Below are 23,971 nucleotides of genomic sequence, written 5' to 3' on the forward strand. Positions count from 1 at the left end.
CTGATCTGATCTCTTTCTTTTGATTGATCAGACCGGGTGGCGGTAGATGACAGCAGTCGCATTATCCTTTGTGATCATCAGCACCCGCTGCATCAGCCGATGCAGAATGTCGGCAGGATCAAGACGGAGAGATTCACAGACGAGCGAATCTTCATCAAGATATTCGTAAAAGCCATCGGTTGCCAGGAGTATGACATCTCCGGGGTGGAGTATGTCAATCGTTGAGGTAACAATAAAATCGCCCCCGATACTACGGGTGATATATGACCTGAGTGGGTGGTGAATGATCTCGCAGGGATCAAGAAGCCCCCGTTCAACCATATCGGCAACAAGGGAGTGATCGCGGGTTACAGAAATAACCTGCCCTGAAAGGTGATATGCACGCGAATCCCCGGTATGTGCAATGATGGCAATTTTGCGTCGGATGAGGGCGGCAACCAGGGTGGTACCCATCCCTTTCGCATCACCGACCGCAGCGGCTTTTACTGCCTGATCAGCAGCCGAAAATCCTTCCCGAAGGATTTTGTGGCACTCCTCGTTGTTCAGTCCGACAGAAAAATGTTCAGAGATATAATCCCTGAGACTCGAGATAGCAAGTGAGGATGCACGATCCCCTGCCCGCTGGCCACCGATACCATCAGCCACTGCAATCAGATACCCCGATGGAAGCGGGAGTATCGTATATGAATCCTCATTTGCGGACCTGCCACCACGGCATGTGATACCGGCAATCTCGCTTCCGACAGTTACCATCTGTCCGATCATATCCCTCTCCCTGCCACCTGAAAAAGCATTGGAATCTTCGGTACAGTTTAATCGAAGGCGAGGTTACTTGAATCTTTCTTATCGGATGTGATTTTGGAGGCTTGAAGTACTGATTTCACAACATCCAGACCCAAATCCAGATAAAGGGCGCCGATCAGTGCCTCATAACATTCTGCCAATACACGCCCGGATCTCCAGATCTCCATCTGTCTCTCACCCTTGCCCCACCGGACATATGCGGTAAGATCAAGAGATTCAGCGGCATTCCTGAGCCTGAGCATATTCACAGAATTGATCTTTTGTTTCGTGATCGCGCCTTTATCGGACTCACCAGTATGAATTATCGCTTCAATTACCACTAGTTCGATGACAGCATCCCCAAGAACAGCCAGAGCATCCATATGGCCGTCTGCCAGGATGCCTGTTTCACTGGCATATGCCGATCTGGTGAGGGCACGGGTAAGAAGTGCTGGATTATGAAACGTGCAGCCGAGGACCTCTTCAAGAGGGGTCATGCAGCACCATAGAGATTGATCAGCCTGATCAGATCTGAGAATCCTGAGAATTCCATCTCAAGCACTCCTGTTCTGGTCATTCCCATGCTCGTCTCGGCATCTGCAGTGAGGCATTCCGGACCCCGGATAACACGCCTGTTTTTCCCGTCTGCCGATAGGATCGATTCGGCCTCGGGGAGATGGACAAATGAGCGTCCCGGTATGATCACGGTAGTTGAAAGTGAACGCAGATCCAGCGGCAGCAGATCGTCTGCTGTGATCAGGCAGGCGATCTCCTTTGTAACAGGTACCACATCGCCACCACCGCAGATCTGGAGAATCTCCCGGATAAAGGGTGCAGCAACACTCCCAGTAATGACGGTTGCAGAACCGGTCACCCTTGGGAGCCTGGCAAGGAGATCCGGCTCATTCCGGATAGCAAACGGGGAGCCAAACTCCGGATCAAAGAGCGGGGTGCCTGAGACCTTCATCGAACACTTCGATGCAACTGAACCGACCATAGCTGCAAACTCTTCAACCGTCTGCACCACCTGATCGGGTATTATAGGGGCATTGCCAAGAATAAGGCCCTGCTCAGTTGCATTTGCAAACCTCATCAGGATATGCCCTTTGACCCCCCGCTCTTCAAGCCATCTGCAGGTATTTTCGAGGATTACCCCATCATTGACCCCCGGAAGGATGACAGACGCCGCATAGACATCGATCTCCTGAGCAAGCCGCTCCAGGATCGCAAGCGATGCCTCCGGTGTCGGATCATGCATATACTTCCTCCTGAGCTCAGGATCAGATGAAAACACAGTGAAGGAGATCTCGGATAATCCCGATTCGATGAGGAGATCGGCAATCCCCGGATCATCAAAGCCCTTCCCGCTTGTGTAGCCGATGTGGAGAGGGGCCTCAAGGCTCGCCAGAAGTTCGATGAGGTCGACAAATTCAGGATAGCAGCTCGGATCCCCCCCACCGCTGATCGTTATGCGGGTTATATCGCCACGAATCGACTGGATATCCGCAAGTACCGCATCTGCCACATCACGGAGCGGTTTGAAGCCAGTATATTCTTCTTTAACGCCACGGCTGCAATAGTCGCATCCCTTGACAAAAGGAAGGCAATAACGGCATCCAAATGGTGGAATATCCCGCTTTGCCGTATGCCGGAAGTAACAGTACGAACAGTAGCCACGGCAGTCCAGTCCCGGCCGCCCACCGATATCAACCGTCAGCTGAACCATTCAATAACGTTTGGCTCAGGAGTTAATAACTACTGCCGCCTGCCGAGGATGATACAGGAAAGACTACCCTGCCTGAGCTGAATCGCAGCCACCTCACATGACTCATGGCAGCAGTAACACCGGATGCAGAGGGAGAGATCGATTACTGCCCGGTACTCCCGGATAGAAGCAGCGTGGACAGGGCAGATACGTACGCATGCGCCGCATCCGATACAGGCAGAGGCCATAACCGCCGGATAGGGGAGGAGAACACGGCTTCCCCTCTGGAATCGTGCTAGTACCTTCCTTGAGATCTTCATCATGAGGCCTGCAGAACGGGCAGTGTCAGGGAGTCGGAACGGGGGAATCGCCAGATGAGCTGGATCATCTCCGATAATACTGATTTCCCCTTCAATGAGCCCCCGATCCTCTGCGACGCTAAGTGTCGGAACGAGCGTCTCCGGAATCCCGGTTATTCTGCAGGCAACACGATCAAGTGCATGAGGATTCCGTGACGCAAGAATAAGCCCTACAGGCACCGGTGTTCCCGAGAGCGGACCGTTTCCCTCCATGCCCACCACCGCATCCATAAGGTGGAGAACCGGAACAATAGCTCCATGGAGATCGAGGAGCATCTCAGAGAAGCCTTCTGCTTCAGGAAACCGTGAATGAAAGGCAGACTTCTCATGGCCAGGAACGACGCCGAAGAGGTTCTTCACCGCACCGGTATACGTCGTCAGAAGATGGGTCTTTGGTTTTGAGAGCGATATGATCACATCCGCTGCAACTGCCGGGGAGATGACAAGAAAACGTTTCACCACCCGTCCTTCCGGTGAGGGGATTGTCGTATGGGAGACATCCTCATTCAAATGAACACCGGGGATCGCCGCCAGAGGAGTATAGCCGGATCGCTCGTATGCCTTTTTCAGGGAGGAGGGTGTATACCGGGTGCCGGCACCAGGGCTGTCTGCGATCACAACCCTGCATCCGGATGCGGTCAGCAGACGGGCAATGGATGCGACGACCATGGGATGGGTGGTGACTGCTTTTTGTGGATCGGCACCTGTGAGAAGATTAGGCTTCAGCAGAACGGTCATCCCCGGAGAGACAAACGAACCGATACCTCCAAGGAGATCAATTGCCTGCAGAACCGCCGCATCCACCTCTGCCTCATGATAATGGTGGCAGGTGGCTGATGAGACGATTGTAACCATAAAAAAAGGGTTTTTAAATATACCGCGGCTTCATCGAAAGGAGGCGCTGGGTATAGAGCGGCCTGAAGGGCATCCCTTTTGTCCCGGAACGGACAGCTTCGATTACGCCATCTACAGTCAGCTGCTCCTTATAGGGCTTTTTCGGATCCGACTTAGACCGGATTGTGACGGTCAGAACTCCCGACTCCTCCTCCTGATCCCCGACCACAACCACGAATGGAACCCAGTCCATGCCTGCCTCACGAATCTTCTTACCGACTGATTCTTCACGATCATCGAGATCGGCACGGATATCCTCAACAGTCAATGACTCAAGAACCTTCGTCGCATAGGGAATATTCCTGCTTGACACGGGGAGGACTCTCACCTGTGTCGGTGCAAGCCATACCGGGAATGACGGCACCTTCATCTTTGCAGTTCCCTCAAGCATAGCGCAGATCACCCGCTCGATGGATCCGGTTGGAGAGCAGTGCAGAATCGGTGGGAAGACAACATTTCCATCACGATCGATATAGGAGATATCGAACCTGTGCGCACTCTCGACATCAATCTGCACAGTCGGATTCTCAATTGGCCGATCCTGGCTGTCAATTGCCGCAAGATCGATCTTTGCCACCCAGTAATGGACACGATCAGAGAGGATCTCAATTAAAAGCGGCTTTCCGGAGAGACGGGCAACCTTCTTTACCCAGTCTGCATGGTCCAGATAGAAGTCACGCGTACACCTAAACGCGCCTTCGAGCGGGGTACCGAGATCCTCGCCGCTCTTCCAGCCCATGAGTAACTGTTCTTCAAAACAGGAAAGGGCATTCTCCATATCCTTTGTAAGGGTGTGCATATCCGGCATCGTAAAAGTCCGGAGGCGCTTTAAGCCTATCACCTCGCCTTTCTGTTCATGCCTGAATGAATAGGTAGAGAGCTCGTACATCTTCATGGGAAGATTGTTCGGGGATATATGCATATCATGCATAATGGAGAACATCCCAAAGCATGCAGCGAACCGAAGCATCATGTTCCGGTTATTTGACCTAAACCGGTACTGCCGCTCACCAAACTTCGCTGCATGCTCGTAGATTGCCGGATCCCCCAGATCATACATCACCGGGGTTTCAACCGGGGAGCCGCCGTACTCAAGGACGGTTCTGAGGCAGTAATCTGCAAGGAGATCACGGATCAGCTTGCCCCGTGGCATCCACCTCAGGTTCCCGACATCCGATCTCGCCTCGTAATCGACCAGCTCCTTTGCCCGCATCAGCTCGACATGAACGGGATCGCCGCCTGTTGGAATAGCTGATCCCGTTTCCTTCTCGATTAACCGGCAGAAGTTTGAACCATCCTTATAATAATCGACCTCCTTTCTCTCACCTTCAGGCGTGAGGACGAACCATTCACGGGTTACTTCCTTCTTTGCAGGAGTATCCTCCCCCCCTCCGGGAACAAGTGTGCGTGAGAGCTCGGAGAGCGGGTGGCCTTTACATGAAAGATTGAAGGATTTATACCATCCAAACGGAGCCCTTTTCACTTCAATGCTGCCGCTGAGTTTCTCCTCAAGGGCTCGCAGTGCCATTACCGCCTGTTTTGGCGAGGCAAGATCATTGGATAGATGGGCATAAGGATAGATCATCACCCTGGCCGATCCGACCTTTTCTGCGGTTTTAAGGATCTCATCTGCCGCCTGTATAACGACATCCATGAGATCCTCCTCGTCAACCGACTCAACTGCACAGAATGCAGCAATTGCTTCATCGAGGGAGTCTTTTTGGATGATATCCTCCTCTGCCATCGCTGTCTTTTTCTGTGCCTCATATTCAATGAAATCCGAATGTATCAGAAGAAGCCGCATTATTAACCTTCCCAAATCCAGTACGTATGCGTATCAATCAGTTATATAACAATTCAGTCAGGCCGCTTGTTCCCTGCGTACCGGGAGAGCGTAGCCTGGCGCTGGTCCATATATTTTGCATCGGGCTTTTTGTCATAGGGGGTTGCCGCGCGTTCTGTTGTGTAGAAGACAAGCTGTCCGACGGGCATTCCGGCGTACACCCTGACTGGCCGGACATTGACATTACACATCTCAAGCGTGATCGTGCCGCGGAACCCGGCATCTATCCATCCACCTGTCTGGTGCAATTCAACCCCGAACCGGGCGATACTGCTCTTACCCTCAATGGAAGCTACGATATTATCAGGAAGCCCTATTACTTCGAGGGTTTCAGCAAGAACAAACATGCCGGGCTGAATATCGAAATAATCTGCAAAGGTCTCTTCAGTCTCCAATTCGATGCTCTTTTTGTCATAGGGATCGATGACAGTATCGCCCGGACGGTACCATACAAAATGATTGCCAAGCCGGATATCAAGAGAGTTTGGTTGAACCAGTGCAGGGTTGTAGGGATCAATCAGTATATGCCCATGATTGATCCGATCGCTGATCTCCCAGTCAACAAGAATCATTACTCTTTTGTGGCACCTGATCAGACTTATCGCTTCCTTCTGGATTGTCCAGGTGCCACTCAGTCCTCCTTAGCAGGCCATGAAGGGTGCTCGCCTCGCGTGCTGTCAGCTGGGTTCTTCCCAGGATTCTCCTGACAAGGAGAAGTGTTGTTGCCCGTTTTTCCGGAGGATGTGAAATACGATCCAGAAAAGAGCTGACATGCGAAAAGAGATAGTCCATCTCCAGGCGTGAGGCAAGCTGGTACTCTCCGCGGGGGAGATGTGCCAGTTCATAACAGATGATCCCGACTGCATGGGAGATATTGATGATCGGATAGATCTCTGAAGTCGGGATCGTGCAGATGAGATCAGCCTGTGCGATCTCCTCGTTATTCAGCCCCCAGTTCTCTCTTCCAAACAATATTGAGACCCGCCCGTCAATTTTTCCAATTATATCACGGAGTTCGGCAGGAGAGTAAAATGGCATCCTCATCGGGTTTGTCACAGATTTACCGAGTGTGCCGGTGGTCGCTATCGTAACAGCACTCCGTCTGAATACCTCATCAAGGGTGATCCTCTCGGCAGACTCCAGAACATCACGGGCATGTGAAGATCGGGCTTTTGCCTCGTCACCAAGTTCACAGGGATTAATGAGGACAAGGTTTGTGAAACCGAAGTTCTTCATCACCCGTGCAGCAAACCCGACATTGCCTTCATAGAGGGGTTCAACAAGGACAATATCAACCTCGGGCATCCTTTACCGGACCGCCCTGACAGTTGCGGTCAATGCCTCGATCCCAGCCTCGTACACTGCATTTCCAACAATGATGGTATCTGCATACCCGCTCATCTCAGCAGCACGCTCGGCACTGTTGATCCCGCCACCATAGAAGAGGCGGGCATCGCTGACTACTTCAGAAACAGCCTGTACAACCGCCGGATCCCCATACGTGCCGGAATACTCGATATAGACAACAGGGAATCTGAAGTATCGCTCTGCAACAGATGCATATGCTGCCACATCGGCAGGCTGGAGCGTGCAGTCCGATCCTGTTACCCTGGCAACTGATGAGGCAGGGTTTAAAACAATATATGCCTCAGGTACGACACGGGACCAGTCAATCGGGTAGTCCCGGATCCAGCGCTGGTGCTGACCAACGATCCAGCGGGGATGGGAAGCATTCAGAACGCTCGGAACAAAGACGAGATCCATGCCATCAAACCGCGCACCACCGGGTTCTGCCGGTTCGACAACGATAGGAAGGTTATAATCACGCACACAATCGTACAGGACAGCCAGCTTCTCAGGAGTGACATCCAGTGTACCGGAGAGCATCAGTGCGTCGGTACCGCTCGTTGCCACCGTCTCGATTGCATCCCGATCCAGCTGACGATCGGGATCTAATTTTGTTATATGAACCCATTTCTTCCAGTTCATGCTTTTGCCGCCTCTTTTTTTAGTGTAGCCAGCACCTCTTCAGAGATACCAGGAACAGCATCTTCTGCCGCCAGAAGGGATTTCCGGTCATAGATACCAGAATCCGCAAGTTTTCTGAGTGTCGCCTCCCCCACGCCTGGCAATTCCAGAAGATCAGATCGTCCTTTCCGGAAAGCGGCATTGGTGATCTTACCAGGGCTTTTCAGAGAATAATAGTCAGTGATCAGTGACACATGTTTGATCACTGTTTCGATAGTAACGCCTGATGCAATGGAGATCCCGGCAGGATGCGTCCTTATAAAGTCCTCGGGGGCAGTAATCCCCGCTGCCAGGTACTTTTTCAGGGATGCTGCTGGAATACCCAGATCGCGCAGAATCCTCGAGTCGCTCTCTTTCTTTGCCTCACTGATGAGCGTCTCTGCCTCTTCACCTACAACACCTGCTTCTTTCAGAAGAGCACTATCAGCCTTTCCAAGAGCGGTGATATCGCCAACTCCCGCTTCAATAAGCGTATTTGCAACCTTCACCGGGCTCCTCCCCCTCCTCGGAGTGATATGGGTGCGGATGAACTTCTTCATCTCTGTCCTTCGCTTCAGGCAGGCAATAACCCCCTCTGCGCTCTGCTGGAGAGATTCTGCTTTCTTCCGGGATATTCCAAGAATCTTTGCGAGATCATCAGCATTTTCCCCAATGATGTCTGTTATCGAATACATGTGATGCGTATGGAGGGTTGAAATCAAATCCTCACTGCACTCAGGGATCATTCCAAGGGCCTCTTTATTTGAGGCGATATGAGAACAGAGAGGGCAACCAAGATCCCAGGGACGGGCACCTTTCCGGACGAGGCTTATATGATGGAGCGAGTGGACAGGGCAGACCTCCTTCGTCCTGACCGCACCACCCCAGGTGCCCGGAGGAAGACTGATATTAAAAGTACAGTCCGGGTAGTGCATACATCCGATGAACTGGGATGACCCCATCCTCCGTATCCGGAGGGAATGTCCGCAGACCGGGCAGGGTCCGACGATCGACTCCTCGACCGTCATCTCCATAATATCTGATCCAATATGCTGCTCGTTTGCCTCAAGCTGGTTGAAGACGCAGTTGAGCATATCCCGTGATTCTGCAAGGACATTCGCGGACTGCTTCTGACCATCCTTGATCTGGTTCATATGGTCTTCAAGCGATCTCGTCATCTCTGGCTTCGTGATCGTATCGGCATAGGTTGAGAGCGTATTTGTGACTGCTCGTCCGACAAGTGTCGGGCGGAGCGGGTTGCCCTCAATGTACTTCCTGCCGATAAGTTTCTGGATCACCTCATGCCGGGTGCTTTTTGTCCCAAGCCCAAGCTCTTCCATCCTCTGAATTAAGCGACTCTGGGTATAGCGGGCAGGTGGTTTTGTCTCTTTCTCATCAAGGTGCACAGCATTGATTGGAAGGATCATGCCAACAGACAACTCCGGGAGGTTGAGCTCTTTTGCATCAGAATACGGGTATATGCTCCTGTATCCTGGAACTATCAGCGTACTGCCTGTTGTAGTATAAGGTTCTGTGCCAGCGCTCAGGTTCACCTTCATCGTCTTCCATTTCGCATCAGGCGAGAGGGTAGCAAAGAACCGCCTGACGATGAATTCATAGAGCTTCCATGCTCCTTCACCAATCTTTTCCGGGCTGCCATAACTTGTGGGGTGGATCGGAGGGTGATCGGTAGTTTCTTTCTTCCCTCTGGTGGGTTTTGCCCTCATATTGCCAAGCACCCATTTCCCGTCTTCGGCAAAGACCCCATGTGAGAGATCCTGGACGATACCTTTCAGGTTGAGGCTCTTTGAATAGACGGTGTTGTCTGTCCTCGGATATGAGATGTATCCGTTCATATAGAGATCTTCAGCAATCCGCATCGCGTTTGCAGCAGAGTATCCAAGCCTGCCGGCTGCAACGATCAGAGTCGTCGTATCAAGGGGTGAAGGTGCACGATCATTCTTCTCCCCTTCAATCACCTCAGTGACGGTGAGGGGTGGGATCGATGCAGCAACAGATGCCTGTGCATCAGCCTTCTCTTTGAACCTTCCATGGGTATGGCGAGCCTCGATCTCACATCCTCCCTTCTCAGTGTCGAGCCTTATCATCCAGTATGGTTCAGGGATAAACGCCTCGATTTCGCGTTCCCGATCAACAATCATCGCCAGTGTCGGGCTCTGCACACGACCGACCGAGAGGATATTGCCGCCACCGCGTTTCGCTGCAATCGAAATAAAACGGGTGAGTGAAGCGCCCCAGACAAGATCCACAATCTGGCGGGTCTCTCCGGCTGCGGCAAGATTAAAATCAAGGGGTTTTGTCTCTGCAAAGGCCCTGTTGATCTCTTCAGGCGTGATCGCCGAGAAGTGGGCGCGATCTATGGGAACGGTTTTGTTTACAGCGCGTACAAGCTCATAGGCTTCTTTTCCAATGAGTTCTCCCTCAGTATCATAGTCAGTGGCAATTGTTACTTTATCTGATCTCCGTGCAGCTTTCTGAAGGAGAGAGACCAGTTTCGCCTCAGTAGCCCTCTTGATGATTCCAGCTTCAATGAGTGAGCGGGGAGGGTGGGTTACACTCCGCCAGTTATCATATCCAGGCTCAAAATCAACCTCAACAACATGGCCCCGCAGTCCCATGACCCTGGTATCCCCAAACTCATAGACAAAGACAGAGCCATCCTTTTTTGTTGAGAGCTTCTCTTTACCCCCGAGTATCTCAGCAATCCGCCTGGCAGCGATATTCTTCTCAGCTATTATCAGATGCACAGAAAACACGCCCTCATTTAATCCTTGAGAAGATCACCGATAATTCTGGCAATCTCCTTTGGATCTGCCCGGCCTCGTGTCGCCTTCATAACCTGACCGACAAGGAAGTTGATTGCACCAGCCTTTCCAGACCGGTGATCGGCAACTGCGGCTTCGTTTTCTTTGAGAACAGAGGCAACAACCTCAACAAATGATTCGCCTTCCTCTTTTGAAAGTCCCAGACGGGCGATGATCACGCCGGGCATCTCTGGAGCCTGACCCTCCATAACCTGGTTCAGTATGAGCCTGAGAACCTCCACTGCAGAAGTATCGGTGACTGAACCCTTTTTCACTTCTTCAAGGAGAGCCCTGTAGTGGAGATTGGGCACCTTTGTCACAGGCATATCACGGTAATTCAACTCTCCGAGAAGAATATCGGCTGTCCATGGGGCTGCGATCTCCGGCATGCCGGAGGTGACCTCCTCAAAGAACTCGGCAAGCTTCAGATCCCCGGTCAGGGTTCGCGCATGATTTTGGGAGATCCCGTACTGCTGCATGAACCGGTCCCGCCGTGCATCGGGCAGTTCAGGAAGTGCTATCTCTTCAACCCATGAGCTGACCTCAAGCGGAGCGAGATCGGGCTCCGGGAAGTACCGGTAATCATGCTCCATCTCCTTTGAACGGGCAGAGGTAGTGACACCGCGTGCCTCCTGGTAATGCCGTGTTTCACGGACGATTTGAGCATTTCTCCGGATCATCCCTTTCTGGCGGGTGATCTCAAAGGTGAGGGCCTTCTCAACACCTTTGTAGCTGGTGATATTCTTCACTTCAACCCGTTCATATCCCTTGATGGAGATGTTAGCGTCAACCCGGAGAGAACCCTCCCGCTCGGAGTCGTAAATACCAAGATATTCGAGTGTTGCCCGAAGCTTATTCAAAAATCTCCGTGCCTCCTTTGGTGAGGAGAGCTGTGGCTCAGTCACAATCTCGATTAAAGGGACTCCGGATCTGTTGTAATCTACCAGTGTGTAGCGGCCGCGATCGCCGCTGCCTTTATGAACGAGTCTGCCGGGATCCTCCTCCATGTGGATCCTGGTGAGCTCGATCCGCTTCTCGCCACCCCCCTCCGCTTCGATCTCGATATAACCGCCGAGTGCAAGAGGCTTATCATACTGGGTGATCTGGAATGCTTTTGGGAGATCGGGATAGAAGTAGTTCTTCCTGGCAAACTCAGAGAATGCAGGAACCTCACAGTGAAGGGCCTTTGCCACCCTGAGTGCATAGATTACCGCCTGCTTGTTTGTCACCGGCAGCGTTCCTGGCAGGCCGAGGCAGACCGGACATACGTGGGTGTTTGGCCCGTCATCCCGGTAATCGGTTGAGCAACCGCAGAAGAGTTTCGTCTTCGTATTGAGCTGGCAGTGGATCTCAAGGCCGATGATGACGGTCATGCAGAGCCCTCCTCAAAGGCAAGAGCGGCTGAAAGAATCTCATCTTCTGCATAGTGCTTTCCAATCAGCTGGAGGCCGACAGGAAGATTATGCGCAGTTCCACAGGGAACCGAGAGTGCTGGGACACCGGCGAGGTTTGCCGGGACTGTCAGAATATCAGCCAGGTACATGGAGAGCGGATCGCTCGTCTCGCCAAGGCGGAAGGCGACACAGGGCATCGTCGGGCCTGCGAGCATATCGACCGTCCGGAAGAGGCGGGCAAAATCATCACGCACCATCCGGCGTGCTGCCTGGGCTTTGGCATAGTACTTCCCCTGATACCCTGCCGAGAGTGCAAAACTACCGAGGAGGATTCTCCTACGTACCTCCTCGCCAAAACCGCTTTTTCGGATCTGTGAATATGCATCATGCCAGGAGCGGAAGGAATCAGGTGCAGTGCCATACCGTACCCCGTCATATCTGCCAAGGTTTGAACTCGCCTCGCTCATTGAGGTGACATAGTACGCAGCGAGTGCATACCGCATGCTCGGCATGGAGCAGGGGATAATTTCAGCTCCCAGGTCTTCCAGCCGGCTAATCCCTGATCGCACGACAGATGCCACATCCAAATCGACACCCTCACCAAAGAATTCCGTAGGAACCCCGATCCGTTTCCCGGCAATCTCCGGTTTCAGTGGGGCTGGCGGAGGCAATTCAAGGCTTGTTCCATCGCGAGGATCATAACCTGCAATCACTGAATAGAGCAGAGCGCAGTCCCTGACATTTTGAGCCAGCGGCCCGATCTGCTCAAGAGAGTTTGCATACGCAATCAGCCCGTACCGGGAGACGCGGCCATAGCTTGGTTTCAGGCCGACGATTCCGCAGAAGGAAGCGGGACAGCGGATCGAGCCGCCGGTATCGGTGCCAAGTGCCATCCGCACAAGCCCGGATGCAACAGCAGCGGCCGATCCCCCGGATGAGCCTCCTGGCGCCCGTGTTGGATCAGCGGGATTTCTTGTTGGTCCATATGCAGAGTTTTCGGTGGTGGTACCCATACCGAACTCATCCATATTGGTTTTCCCAATGATAGCTGCACCTGCAGACCGAAGCAGGGTGATGGCGTGGCCATCATATGGCGGGATATATCCTTTGAGAATCTTTGAGCCGCAGGTAGTCTCTATTCCTGCTGTCGAGATATTGTCCTTGACTGCAACCGGGATGCCGGAGAGGGGGCCGTCGCCATAGTCAGCCTGACGGCATATGGTAATGAAGGCATTATTTGGGTCATCGTGATCGAACGTGAATGTCGATCCCATCTCAGATCACCCGTGGAGCGCGTATAAACCCATCTTCCGGATCTTGTGCATTCATCAGTACTTCATCATTTAAAAGTGAAGGTTTAACCAGATCTTCGCGGAACACATTCGTCCGGCTATGGACTGCATCGGCTCCTCCCTCAACAGAATCGAGTACGCCAAAATATTCAAGTATTGCATTGAACTGGCCGGTAAAAAGTTCCAGTTCTGAATCATCGACGCCGATATCAGCGATTGTGGCGATATGCGCAACATCCTCTTTAGTAACCATGCTCTACCTTACCATCCTGCAGATAATTTATGTACCCTTGTACTGCCCTTTTAAAACCTCTTTCCCGAGCACGATCCCGGATCACCTTCCAGACACCACTGCCGTACTGCATCGCCTTCTTCTCGTACCATGCGATATCCTCAGGCAGATATGCAGAAGCTACCTGACGGAAGGGGAATTTTCTGGTACCTGACCTGATCATCTCCTCAACCGGAATCTTATCGGCGGCGCGCACCACCCTGGTGTCAAGATATGGGAGCGAAAGGTGGACATGAAAAAGCCCGGCTACCGCCTGATCCCGTGCAAGCTGCCTTGGAAGGTCGGCGATATCTGCGGTTCTGTCTGCTTTGAGATCGCAGCTGTCAAGGTACCGCGTATAGCCGCAGAAGAGCTCATCAGCACCCTGCCCGGAGATGATCCGATCATATCCGTGATCGGCTGCTGCCCGGCAGAGGAAGAAGGCTGTTGCGGCGATGGAGACATCAACCGGATGTGCCGATGGGAGCAGAGGGATTATCCGCCGGAGTACTGACTCCACCTCGGAAGGATCGATGACTACTGTTGTCAGTTCACAGCCGATTGCGTCTGCAACCTCCACAGCCCGTTTCAGATCATGTGATCCGGGGATACCAACCACGATACAGGGGAGTTCTGCAATTGCTGCGATGAGGGAGGAGTCGACGCCCCCGGAGAGGGCTACTACACTCCGCCTGCCTTTTCTGAGGAGGACTGCTTTTTGGAGTGCATCTTCAAGCGGTATCTCCGGTGGATCGGGAATGATATGGCAGATTGTCTCTTTGTTTTTCTGCAGCGTACCGGGAGGGATAGTCCCGGATACCACACCGAGGTGATCCCGGAGCCGGTATGCTCCGTACTCGATGGCAAACTCTCCTCCAAAACGGCACGCCCTTTTTGGCTCATCGTCAAGGATAGATTGGATCTCGCCATCTGTCAGGACTACTCCATCCTCTTCCACCCATCCTCGGATCGATAGTGCTGCATTCATCGTGGTCACTCCGGTATCATGCTCCTCATCATCATACCGGAATGATTATAGCTCTTATCCACGGTAGACTGCCGCCTCGATCTCATCCCGGACCGCAGATCTGATCATACGCTCGATTGCCTTTTGATCAAATACTGTATCGCCCTTCAGTCGCAGTTCATGAATGAGTGCATCCATCACCCGGATCCCCTCGCTCAGGGATGAACCATATCTGATTGCACAATCATAGGCATCATCTGCAATCCTGACCACACGTGACATGAATCTTATATTTGGGCTCATAAGAGAAATAAGTTACATATTGTAACAGACAGATTAAAATGTGTTACATTATGTAACAGACTGGCGATTCAAACGTTACATAATGTAACAAAGCCGCTACCGCTTCAGTATCTATTATTAGAAGGATGATCTCAACTACATGAAGGATGAATCAGATCGTTTCAAAAGCAGCAGTGGCATTCTGTGCTATCCTGCTGGCAGGAGGCATCTGGATAGCTGCCTCATCAGGCAACATCGAACTGCTTATTTTTATTCTCCTTACTCTTGCGCTCTTCCTCTTCTGGATATGGAAGCGCCTGAATATCATCATCGATGAGCGCCTGGTGGCAATCTATGAGAAGACCTCTGTCAGGACACTTGAGACATCAGTCCTGATCCTTCTCCTCTTCTCATTATTTATCCTCAGTATCGGGTACTATGCCGGTGCATCGAACCTTCTTGTCTGGGGGTACGCACTCATGCAGAATATAGTACTTATCATGGCGATCTATATTCTATTCTGGCTGTATTATTCCCGGAAATATGGAGTAACCGGAGATGAATAATAGCATCAGGCAGTATCGGATCGCCCATAATCTGACACAGGAAGAGTTAGCCACTGCACTTGGGGTCACCAGGCAGACGATACTCGCTATCGAGAAGGGAAAATATGATCCTTCGCTGGAACTGGCTTTCAAGATCAGCCGATATTTCGGGGTATTGGTCGATGAGATCTTTTTATATGACAAATAGGGCGCAGGCAAGGTAGAGCCACATAATCATATATAACAAAATGTACAATATATTTTACATCACTCAGGCATCCTGCATGAGATCTGGAGAAGATAATGGAGAAATGTATCCGGCTTGAAGATGTCAAACGAATCTACCAAATGGAAGCGGGAGATGTATATGCCCTCAACGGAGTCACCCTCGATATTGGAGTCGGTGATTTCGTAGCTATCATGGGTGCATCCGGATCAGGGAAGACAACCCTCTTAAACCAGATCGGGTGCCTTGACCAGCCGACAAGCGGAAACCTGTTCATTGAAGGAAAAAACACCCGTGAGCTCCCGGATAGTGAGATGACAGACCTGAGGCGGGATGCAATCGGTTTCATCTTCCAGAAATTCAACTTAATCCCGCTTCTGACAGCATTTGAGAATGTCGAGTATCCACTCATCCTTAAGACAGGTGCACGGGATTCAACCGGAAGGCCTGCCGAGCTCCTTCGGCTTGTCGGCCTTGACGGCGGGCATATTCATCACACACCCAATCAGCTTTCGGGGGGGCAGCAGCAACGGGTGGCGATAGCCCGTGCTCTTGCAAACGATCCACGAATCCTCCTCTGTGACGAACCAACCGGCAATCTCGACTCAAAGACCGGTCAGCAGATCATGGATATCCTGACCGATCTAAACGGCCAGGGGAAGACGATTGTAATGGTCACGCACTCTGATGAGATTGCATCCTTTGCAGACCGCATCATAACCATCAGGGACGGGGTGATCCAGTGATCCGCCCGGGAATGACATTTGAGCTGGCAAAAAGAAATGTCAGGCTTCATCTCTTCAGATCAATTCTGGCAGCAATTGGTATTATCATCGGGGTTGTCGCGATCACCTCGATGGGGATGCTTGGCGGTGCTCTTGAACAATCGGTTTCTGATGAGCTTATGAATATGGGCAACTCGATCATCATCACCCCTGCTGGCCCCTCGACAGGAGAGCAGAAAGCCGGGATTGAGGAGAAGGATATCAGGCAGATCAAGTTAATTACAGGGAGACACCCGACAATCGCCTTCTACAACACCTATGACCAGATCAAGGTGGGCGATAACCGCAGGTATGTCTCGATGTACGGTGTTGATCCGGCAGAACTTCCTTCGATAACAACCCTTGTATCCGGAAGGTATGTCTCGGGAACAGAAGGTGTGATGATCGGCCAGAGTCTTGCCCGCCAGTATAATCTTAAAGAAGGGAACTTCATCACCATCGGCATCGGAAGCCGTGAGCAGCGGTTACGGGTTGTCGGCATCCTCGAAAATACCGGATTCTCCGGAGGAATCCAGACTGATAACGCTGTCATAGGGTCAGAACGGTGGTATGAGTCCAAGTATGGGGGAAGAGGGAAATACGATCAGGTTGTCATCACTGTCGAAGACTTAGACGAGATCGACCGCATCAAGGATCAGATAGAGGCGAGGCTGAACCGAAGGGAAGATGTCGTAAATATCATGGACTTCAGAGCTATGATCTCATCCATCCAGGATGCAATCGGACAGATATCCCTCTTTGTAATAGCAATAGGAGGCATCTCCCTCCTTGTCGCAGCAGTCAGCATCCTGAATGTGATGCTCATTTCGGTGAATGAACGTATCAAGGAGATAGGGATTTTACGGAGTATTGGTACCCAGAAAGGCGATATCAGCAAGATGTTCCTCTACGAAGCAACGATCCTTGGCCTGATTGGTTCTATCTGCGGAGGGGTAATGAGCCTGATCGGAGGGGGACTCCTCATCCTGCTCATCATGCAGGATATCAAATATCTGATGACCCTGAATACTGTCTTCACGATCATATATGGGATGTGCATCGGAATCGCCATCTGCATCGCTGCAGGGGTATACCCGGCACACCGTGCAGCCCAGATGAACCCGATTGATGCGCTTTCGAATGATTAGGTGAGAGGGACGGGGTGATCCCAATCCTATTTTTTATTCCACACCAGACCACCATCCTACCTTATCAACCCATCTCACCAATGTTCTTCAATGCTCAGCAGACAGACTGAAGACCAGATACAGGGGTTGCTGGACACCTTTGTCGACATGTACTCACAGAAGGATTGTGAGGGGATCCTCTCCATAACTGCCGTTGATATGATGGGATTTGGAACAGGTGCTGATGAAATTGTCAGAAACAGAGAGGAGATGGAGAGACAGCTTCAACGTGATTTTGAAGAAGTGGAGAGCCTCTTTGTCCGGATAACAGACTACACCATAAAAGCGGAAGGCACAATCGCCTGGGTGATAGGAGATATAACCTTCACAGCAGATGGAAGAGAGATCCCCTCCCGCCTTACGATGGTGCTGAGGGGAACCGGCCATCGTTGGGAGATTGTGCAGATACATATCTCAGAGCCGGCCGCGGGTCAGGCTGCAGGGAAGTCGTTTTCAGCCTGATCACTGAGTCGGATGATGAGGAAATTATGAGGTAAGGGGGGCGAGTTTCTTTATCACCCGTTCCACCTGTTGTACCGAAGTGCCGATATAGCGTTTCGGCAGGAGTGCATCTTCGATCTCAGCAGAGGAGATCAAACCGGTCACCTCAGGGATCTCCGAGAGGATCTCAGCAAGAGACCTCTTCTCTTCAAGCGCCTTCATGCTGTTTGCCCTGATCACCTCGTGTGCTGCCTGCCGATCCATCCCGCGTCTCGTTAGTTCAATCATCACAGACTCGGCAAGGTTGATGCCATGAAGCAGATCAAGGTTCTTTGCCACATTCTCTTCCTTAATGATCAGTCCTTCAAGGGCCTGCGCCATCACCTTCAGGCAGTGATCGCAGAGGATCGTTGCTTCTGGAAAGATTACCCGTTCACACGAAGAATTTGTAAGATCGCGTTCATCCCACAGTGTGTTATTTAAGAGGGCCGGCTCAACAGCTGACCTGATCACTCTGGCAAGACCCCCGACCTGTTCGCTCTTGATAGGGTTTCTCTTATGCGGCATCGTGCTTGATCCAACCTGCTTCTTTGCAAATGCCTCTTCAACCTCGGCAATCTCTGTCCGCTGGAGGGAGCGGATTTCAATACCAATCTTATCGAGGGTGGTTGCGATGTTGGCAAGCAAAAAGAAGTATTCAGCAAACCGATCCCGGGAAACCACCTGGTTCGATACATCGACAGAGCCGATCCCGAGGTGCCGCATCATCGCCGCCTGTACCTCCATCCCGTCCTCGCCAAAGGCAGCCTGTGTCCCGACAGCGCCTGTCATCTGTCCCACAACGACACGTGGGCGGATCTCGCGGAGCCTGATGATATGGCGGCCGATCTCGCTTGCCCATATGGCAAAGCGGAGCCCGTAGGTTGTCGGAACACCGATCTGGCCATGTGTCCTGCCTGCACAGACAAGTGTCTTGGTGGCAGTGCTCCTCTCAATGAGAACCCGGAGTAGTATCTTCAGCTTCTCTTCGATGCAGTCGAGGGCATCTTTGATCTGAAGAGCGGTTGCCGTATCCAGTATATCATTGGAGGTTGCCCCATAATGCACCCAGCGCCCGGCAGGGCCGGAAACCTCAGCCAGCGCTTTGACAACAGCCATCATATCGTGGTTGATCTCAGCTTCAATCTCATTTGCCCGGCGGAGCGATGCCTTCGGTGCCGCGGCGGCGATCGCCTCTGCCGATTCCATCGGGATAAGGCCGATCTCAGCCTCTGCTGCTGCAAGCGCCACTTCGGCCCTGATTATTGCATTAAATCTTGCCTCTTCACTCCAGATGCGGCGCATCTCGGTCGTGCCGTACCTGAAGTCTATCGGGTGGATCGCCATAGATCTATGTTGGATCTTTGGCAGGATTAAACCGATCCATGCCTGTTATTTTAAAGAAGAACAGGAGGAGAAGAAAAGGAGATACGATCAGAAGCCGATCGGCACCTCATCCCCTTTCACAACTCGGCTGCTTTGAACACCCGCCATCAGAACCATTCCAATAAGCAGGAGTACCATGCAGCAGAAGAACGTCACCTGAAAAGCCCCGACAAGCGCAGCAGGCGGGAGTTCCTTTGCCGACACCTCAGCGATCTTCGGTCCTGCAGCCAGTGTGGCAACCAGCATAACCCCGGCAACCCCGAGCGAATTGCCGAGGTTCGTCATCATCTTGATAAGGCCTGAGGAGGCGCTCCTATCCTTATCGGGGACAACACTCATGATGGCGCTATTCAATGGAGCATATGCGGAGCCTGTCCCGATACCGAGGATGAAGAGTGAGATCCAGATATCGGGAAGACCGGTCTCTGCTCCTATTCTGGTAAGGAGGAAGAGAGAAAGGAGTGATACTGCAAATCCACCAATGATTGGCCGCCGTGTTCCAATCGCATCTGCTATCTTCCCGGCAATCGGGGCAGATACTATCATACCCAGAGGAAGAGCAATGATGATCAAACCTGCATTATCTGTTGAAATTCCCCTGACAAGCTCAAGGTAGAATGGCATAATGACAAGGACCCCTGCCATTACCATCTGGAGCAGGAGTATGCAGACATTCTGAAGTGAGAATGATCTGTTCCTGAATATGGAGAGATCGATGAGAGGTTCAGAGGATTTTCTCTCATGAATAATGAATAGGAGCCAACTAAACGCAGATATAAGAAGGAGGAGAAAACCGGCAACACTCCGTGCATCCTGGATAGAGGTAAGTGCGCCGATAAGCGTGGAGAGGGCCAGAAAGATCAGGAGGACACCGAAAAGATCGAGCCGGCCTTCAGGTGAAGGAGGGTGAACCGCAGGAATAATTTTTATTCCAAGAAGCACCGCTACGATTCCGATGGGTATGTTTACAAAGAAGATCGCGTTCCATGAGAAGAGAGAGGTGAGGTATCCACCGGCAACCGGCCCCAATGCAGCTCCCATCATCGTGAACATCGCAACAATACCAAGTGCTGCCCCCCTTGCAGATGCCGGTACAGAGGTAATGACCATCACCGATCCGAGTGCGGCGATGGTCGCACCACCGGCTGCCTGAAGCAGACGGGAGAGGATCAACAGTTCAATAGAAGGAGAAAGGGCACAGCATGCCGATCCGATCGTAAAGATACAGAACCCTGAGATGAAGACCTTCTTATAACCTGCAATGTCCCCAAGACGCGAGGCGGCAAGAAGCAGTGAAACGAGGACGATTAGATAAGCGGTAAGAACCCATGAGGCAGCAACAGCTGAAGCATCGAATGCCCCGGCAATTGAGGGAAGGGCAATATTGACGATCGTGCCATCAAGACCTGCCATGAATGATCCAAGCGCAATAACAAAGACAATCAGGAGATCACGACGACTGAGTCTGGAGGATCTTCGCATAATAAGAGAGATAACCATAGTACCTGATAATTATTCGTATCTGTAATCGGACAATTCAGTACCCGAATCACAGAAAAGTAAAGGAGAGAAAGGAAAGCATTCACTCACACTATTCAGAAAATACAACTGCACAATCATCAGGACTTAATAATCTGCAGACAGACACATTCATACAGAAGAGTCAAACACAATTCCCCCGGAAATAACGTATATGAGCTCCATAAACGACTGGTTCCCCTACACACATTACCGCCCTCACCAGGAGAAGATGCTGAATGCCGCGGCAGATACAGCCAGAAACGGCGGGACACTCCTGATCGATGCACCGACAGGCAGTGGGAAATCAAGTGTCATCTCCGCACTCCTTGCAGAGTCAAAGGGAAGAACCATTCTTGTTGCTGTCAGGACGATCAGCCAGCTGAACACCTTCATCAGGGAACTTGATCTGATCAGGAGAAAGAAGCCGGGTCTGAAGTTCACGTACCTGATCGGCAAGCGGAGCATGTGCCCGCTCGGCGGGGTTGGGGATGTGTACCGGCAATGTGAAGGGGTGAAGAACTTCTCGAGCGCCCTGATGCGTGAACGGGCAATGAAGGGATCGCTTGTGCCTGCAAAGGATCCCGAAATCCTCCGGCAGATCAAGCGGCAGGACCGTGATCACCCGCTCATATGTCCATATTTCGTGAACAGCAGGATCTTTTTGGAAGGAGATGAAGGGTTCAGGCTGGTGCCATCACAGGAGATCCGGAGAAAAGCAGAGAAGGCTTCGCTGAATGTTGTGAACCCCGATAATCTCCATGCATATGCCGGTAGCCTCTGCCCCTATGACCTGATGATGACCTCGGCAAAACATGCAGATGTCGTCATTGTCAACTACCACCACCTCTTTCACGACGATATCAGGGAGCAACTGCTCGTCTCGCTGAATGTCGAACCGCAGGATATCATACTGCTCGTGGACGAAGGACACAATGTGGGAGATGTGGTGCAGGGAATCCAGAGTGTCTCCCTTCAGGAGCGCGATATCCAGCAGGCATCCCATGAACTCTCTTCGCTTAAGTCGAAGGTAAAGGGGGCCGAAGCTGTCAGGCATGTGCTGCCGAGGATTCGTGACTTCATGGACGGCCTCCGCCGATCAAACGAGACTGAAGACTGGTTCGACCCTGCAATCTTCGACCGTATATTAACGAAAGGTTCCCTCTACCCCACAATGGCGGCAATAGTAGAGGATATAATCGCGATCAGTGATACCGAACGTGAAAAGAGTCTCCAGACAGGGGAGTTCAAGGAGACATCCATTGAACGGCTCTGTGAGTTCCTCTACCGGATACACTGCTCGGCAACCGATCCTGCATACCTGACCGTCTTCCGGAAAGAGGAGGACTCGGTGATCCTTGAGGTCAGGAATATAGACCCCGCAGGAAAACTCAGGAATATCGCACAATCTCATCATGCATGCATCTTCATCAGCGGTACGCTCTCCCCTATAAACAGCTTCAGGCAATACTATTTTGAGGATATGGATGTATCCACCCTCTCAATACCAAATGCATTTCCACAAAAGAACCGCCTGCTCCTCACATCAGGGGATATCACGACCGCCTTTCGTATGAGGCAGGATGCAGGCAATATCGAGCGGACAGTAAAAACGATCACTGCATTTGCAGAGGTTGCCGGTAACCTCGCAGTGTACTTCCCTTCGTACCAGATCATGAGTGAGTATGCAGGCCGGTGCAAAATCAGAAAGAAGAAGGTCTTTGTGGAGCCGCGTGATGCGGGTGAGGCGACCGAGCTGCTCACCGAGTTCCTCGGCCTTCCCGCAAAGAAACGGTCAGGCATCCTGTTTGCTGTCTGCGGCGGCAAATGGAGCGAGGGGCTCGATTATCGGGGCGAACTCCTCTCAGGAGCAATGGTTGTCGGCCTCCCGCTTGCCCCGTATACCCAGGTGAGGGCAATGAGCATCCAGTATTTTAAACGGAAGTTTGGGAAAGATGGGGAATTCATCGCCTATACACTCCCCGCCATCAATAAGGCAGCCCAGGCGCTTGGCCGCGTGCTCAGGACACCGGATGATCGCGGGGTGCTCATCCTTGGTGACAGCAGGTTTCTCGAACCAGAGGTGAAAAGCGGCCTCCCGCCCTGGATGCAGGAGGAGATGACAGCCATCACCGCAGATATGATACCCGGGGTGCTCTCAAAATGGCAATAAAGGAAGGAACAGGCAGGTTCGGACTCTGGCCGGTATCAGCTGCCTGGGACGAGCAGTATGTCTATCGGGTCTGGTTTGGACATTCTGATGGAGATGACGGGCTTCATCCGATGATCACCGAATACCTCGCCGGCAGACGATATGATCTCCTGGATCTTTTGTCCCCGGCAGATGAAGGGGAGTCGACATCTGCTGTAATCTACCGGGTTGTGAGAGGTATTCCTTATGGGGAGATGATGACATATGGGGAGGTAGCAGCAGCAGCAGGTACCCACCCGCGGGTTGTCGGCGGGGCGCTCAGGAGGAACCCGACACCGCTTGTGATCCCATGCCATCGTGTCGTTGGTGAGAAGGATATCGGGGGCTTTACACCGGACATCAGGATCAAGGAAGACCTGCTTGGGCTTGAAAGACGGATAAAAAAGAACAGGCTTAAGGCTTAGGGAAGCATATAAAATCAGTTATTCGACATGAATGAGAAGAGAACCGCATTGATCCTTGTTGGTGGAGAGGCACGGCGATCAGGTGGGATGGAGAAATATTTCTTTACATATGGAGGAAAATCATTTCTTTCGCATCTGATCTCAGCTCTCTCACACGTTACCGACGAGATTATTATTATCGCCCGTGACGAGGAGCAATGCAACAGGTTTCAGGATATTCAGGGCATCAAAATCTGTAGCGATAAGATACGCGGAATCGGCCCCCTTGGCGGGATCATTGCAGGTGTCGAAGAGGCTGAAGGTGATCTCATTTTTATTACTGCATGTGACATGCCCTGTATTAAATCCGGTGTTGTAGACTTACTCTTCAACTCAATCAATGATGCAGATGCCGCAGTTCCCTACTGGAATGATGAGATGTACGAACCCCTGCATGCCGTCTATCGAAGGGAAGCACTAAAAAGGTATATTGCCACCCACTCCTCGTACTCTCTCCGGGAGATGATCCGGAGTATCACGACCAGATTTGTTACAATTCAGGAGATTAAAAAGATCGACCCGAATCTCAAATCCTTTACCAATATCAATGATCTCTCAGATTTAAAAGCAATAAACGGATCCAATTGA

At 51.8% G+C, this 23,971-nt stretch carries 24 protein-coding genes; 8 read left to right on the top strand and 16 right to left on the bottom strand.

The window, feature by feature from the left end; translation table 11 throughout:
- Nucleotides 1-27: 27 nt before the first annotated feature.
- Genes FTO68_RS02680 through FTO68_RS02745 form a run of 14 tightly spaced genes read right to left on the bottom strand, consistent with a single transcriptional unit; the run spans nucleotide 28 to nucleotide 14,622 of the window.
- Complete coding sequence (locus FTO68_RS02680; protein ID WP_255331824.1) at nucleotides 28-765, bottom strand: PP2C family protein-serine/threonine phosphatase; 738 nt, start codon at nucleotides 763-765, stop codon at nucleotides 28-30.
- Nucleotides 766-812: 47 nt separating this feature from the next.
- Nucleotides 813-1,280 carry a ribonuclease III domain-containing protein gene (locus tag FTO68_RS02685; RefSeq protein WP_255331825.1) on the bottom strand — a complete coding sequence of 156 codons (468 nt, stop codon included), beginning with the start codon at nucleotides 1,278-1,280 and terminating at the stop codon, nucleotides 813-815.
- The gene (gene mmp10 / locus FTO68_RS02690; RefSeq protein ID WP_255331826.1) at nucleotides 1,277-2,509 is read right to left on the bottom strand and encodes a methyl coenzyme M reductase-arginine methyltransferase Mmp10; all 1,233 of its coding nucleotides are present in this window, start codon (nucleotides 2,507-2,509) and stop codon (nucleotides 1,277-1,279) included. The genes FTO68_RS02685 and mmp10 overlap by 4 nt, the downstream gene beginning before the upstream one ends.
- A gap of 29 nt (nucleotides 2,510-2,538) precedes the next feature.
- Nucleotides 2,539-3,702, bottom strand: coding sequence for a DUF362 domain-containing protein (locus tag FTO68_RS02695; protein ID WP_255331827.1), 1,164 nt, complete (start codon nucleotides 3,700-3,702; stop codon nucleotides 2,539-2,541).
- Nucleotides 3,703-3,715: 13 nt separating this feature from the next.
- Nucleotides 3,716-5,545, bottom strand: coding sequence for a threonine--tRNA ligase (locus tag FTO68_RS02700; protein ID WP_255331828.1), 1,830 nt, complete (start codon nucleotides 5,543-5,545; stop codon nucleotides 3,716-3,718).
- Nucleotides 5,546-5,598: 53 nt separating this feature from the next.
- A complete protein-coding gene (gene dcd, locus FTO68_RS02705) occupies nucleotides 5,599-6,156 on the bottom strand; it encodes a dCTP deaminase (protein ID WP_255331829.1) in 558 nt (185 codons plus the stop codon).
- Nucleotides 6,143-6,889: an RNA methyltransferase gene (locus FTO68_RS02710; protein ID WP_255331830.1), complete on the bottom strand. Its 747-nt coding sequence runs from the start codon at nucleotides 6,887-6,889 to the stop codon at nucleotides 6,143-6,145. The genes dcd and FTO68_RS02710 overlap by 14 nt, the downstream gene beginning before the upstream one ends.
- Before the next feature lie 3 nt (nucleotides 6,890-6,892).
- Entirely contained in the window at nucleotides 6,893-7,573 is a 681-nt protein-coding gene (locus FTO68_RS02715; RefSeq protein WP_255331831.1) for a phosphoglycerol geranylgeranyltransferase, read from the bottom strand.
- Nucleotides 7,570-10,359: a DNA topoisomerase I gene (locus FTO68_RS02720; protein WP_255331832.1), complete on the bottom strand. Its 2,790-nt coding sequence runs from the start codon at nucleotides 10,357-10,359 to the stop codon at nucleotides 7,570-7,572. The genes FTO68_RS02715 and FTO68_RS02720 overlap by 4 nt, the downstream gene beginning before the upstream one ends.
- Nucleotides 10,360-10,376: 17 nt before the next feature.
- A complete protein-coding gene (gatB, locus tag FTO68_RS02725) occupies nucleotides 10,377-11,789 on the bottom strand; it encodes an Asp-tRNA(Asn)/Glu-tRNA(Gln) amidotransferase subunit GatB (RefSeq protein WP_255331833.1) in 1,413 nt (470 codons plus the stop codon).
- A complete protein-coding gene (gene gatA / locus FTO68_RS02730) occupies nucleotides 11,786-13,084 on the bottom strand; it encodes an Asp-tRNA(Asn)/Glu-tRNA(Gln) amidotransferase subunit GatA (protein WP_255331834.1) in 1,299 nt (432 codons plus the stop codon). The genes gatB and gatA overlap by 4 nt, the downstream gene beginning before the upstream one ends.
- 1 nt (nucleotide 13,085) lies before the next feature.
- Complete coding sequence (gene gatC, locus FTO68_RS02735) at nucleotides 13,086-13,355, bottom strand: Asp-tRNA(Asn)/Glu-tRNA(Gln) amidotransferase subunit GatC (protein ID WP_255331835.1); 270 nt, start codon at nucleotides 13,353-13,355, stop codon at nucleotides 13,086-13,088.
- Nucleotides 13,345-14,361, bottom strand: a complete 1,017-nt coding sequence (locus tag FTO68_RS02740) for an asparagine synthase C-terminal domain-containing protein (RefSeq protein ID WP_255331836.1) — start codon at nucleotides 14,359-14,361, stop codon at nucleotides 13,345-13,347. Before FTO68_RS02740 ends, gatC begins: the two co-directional genes overlap by 11 nt.
- Nucleotides 14,362-14,415: 54 nt before the next feature.
- On the bottom strand, nucleotides 14,416-14,622 hold the full coding sequence (locus tag FTO68_RS02745; protein WP_255331837.1) for a hypothetical protein: 207 nt from the start codon (nucleotides 14,620-14,622) through the stop codon (nucleotides 14,416-14,418).
- A gap of 167 nt (nucleotides 14,623-14,789) precedes the next feature.
- Between FTO68_RS02745 and FTO68_RS02750 the strand changes: the two genes are divergently transcribed.
- The 5 genes from FTO68_RS02750 (at nucleotide 14,790) to FTO68_RS02770 (ending at nucleotide 17,806) form a co-directional block, all read left to right on the top strand.
- Nucleotides 14,790-15,188, top strand: coding sequence for a DUF2178 domain-containing protein (locus FTO68_RS02750; RefSeq protein WP_255331838.1), 399 nt, complete (start codon nucleotides 14,790-14,792; stop codon nucleotides 15,186-15,188).
- Nucleotides 15,181-15,375, top strand: a complete 195-nt coding sequence (locus tag FTO68_RS02755; RefSeq protein WP_255331839.1) for a helix-turn-helix transcriptional regulator — start codon at nucleotides 15,181-15,183, stop codon at nucleotides 15,373-15,375. Before FTO68_RS02750 ends, FTO68_RS02755 begins: the two co-directional genes overlap by 8 nt.
- A gap of 95 nt (nucleotides 15,376-15,470) precedes the next feature.
- The gene (locus FTO68_RS02760) at nucleotides 15,471-16,139 is read left to right on the top strand and encodes an ABC transporter ATP-binding protein (RefSeq protein WP_255331840.1); all 669 of its coding nucleotides are present in this window, start codon (nucleotides 15,471-15,473) and stop codon (nucleotides 16,137-16,139) included.
- An 11-nt stretch (nucleotides 16,140-16,150) separates the two neighbouring features.
- Complete coding sequence (locus FTO68_RS02765) at nucleotides 16,151-17,305, top strand: ABC transporter permease (protein ID WP_255331841.1); 1,155 nt, start codon at nucleotides 16,151-16,153, stop codon at nucleotides 17,303-17,305.
- A 90-nt stretch (nucleotides 17,306-17,395) separates the two neighbouring features.
- On the top strand, nucleotides 17,396-17,806 hold the full coding sequence (locus tag FTO68_RS02770) for a nuclear transport factor 2 family protein (protein WP_255331842.1): 411 nt from the start codon (nucleotides 17,396-17,398) through the stop codon (nucleotides 17,804-17,806).
- Between the two features lie 24 nt (nucleotides 17,807-17,830).
- On the opposite strand, the gene purB is transcribed toward FTO68_RS02770, so the two are convergent.
- Entirely contained in the window at nucleotides 17,831-19,171 is a 1,341-nt protein-coding gene (gene purB / locus FTO68_RS02775; protein WP_255331843.1) for an adenylosuccinate lyase, read from the bottom strand.
- An 87-nt stretch (nucleotides 19,172-19,258) separates the two neighbouring features.
- Nucleotides 19,259-20,692, bottom strand: a complete 1,434-nt coding sequence (locus tag FTO68_RS02780) for a DHA2 family efflux MFS transporter permease subunit (RefSeq protein WP_255331844.1) — start codon at nucleotides 20,690-20,692, stop codon at nucleotides 19,259-19,261.
- Nucleotides 20,693-20,903: 211 nt separating this feature from the next.
- Between FTO68_RS02780 and FTO68_RS02785 the strand changes: the two genes are divergently transcribed.
- The 3 genes from FTO68_RS02785 to mobA are packed head-to-tail and all read left to right on the top strand — an operon-like array spanning nucleotide 20,904 to nucleotide 23,971.
- A complete protein-coding gene (locus tag FTO68_RS02785) occupies nucleotides 20,904-22,901 on the top strand; it encodes an ATP-dependent DNA helicase (protein WP_255331845.1) in 1,998 nt (665 codons plus the stop codon).
- On the top strand, nucleotides 22,892-23,344 hold the full coding sequence (locus FTO68_RS02790; RefSeq protein ID WP_255331846.1) for a methylated-DNA--[protein]-cysteine S-methyltransferase: 453 nt from the start codon (nucleotides 22,892-22,894) through the stop codon (nucleotides 23,342-23,344). The genes FTO68_RS02785 and FTO68_RS02790 overlap by 10 nt, the downstream gene beginning before the upstream one ends.
- Before the next feature lie 27 nt (nucleotides 23,345-23,371).
- Nucleotides 23,372-23,971: a molybdenum cofactor guanylyltransferase gene (mobA, locus tag FTO68_RS02795; RefSeq protein ID WP_255331847.1), complete on the top strand. Its 600-nt coding sequence runs from the start codon at nucleotides 23,372-23,374 to the stop codon at nucleotides 23,969-23,971.

Origin of the sequence: Methanocalculus taiwanensis, from assembly GCF_024372745.1 — an archaeon.
GTDB classification, from domain to species: Archaea; Halobacteriota; Methanomicrobia; order Methanomicrobiales; family Methanocorpusculaceae; genus Methanocalculus; species Methanocalculus taiwanensis.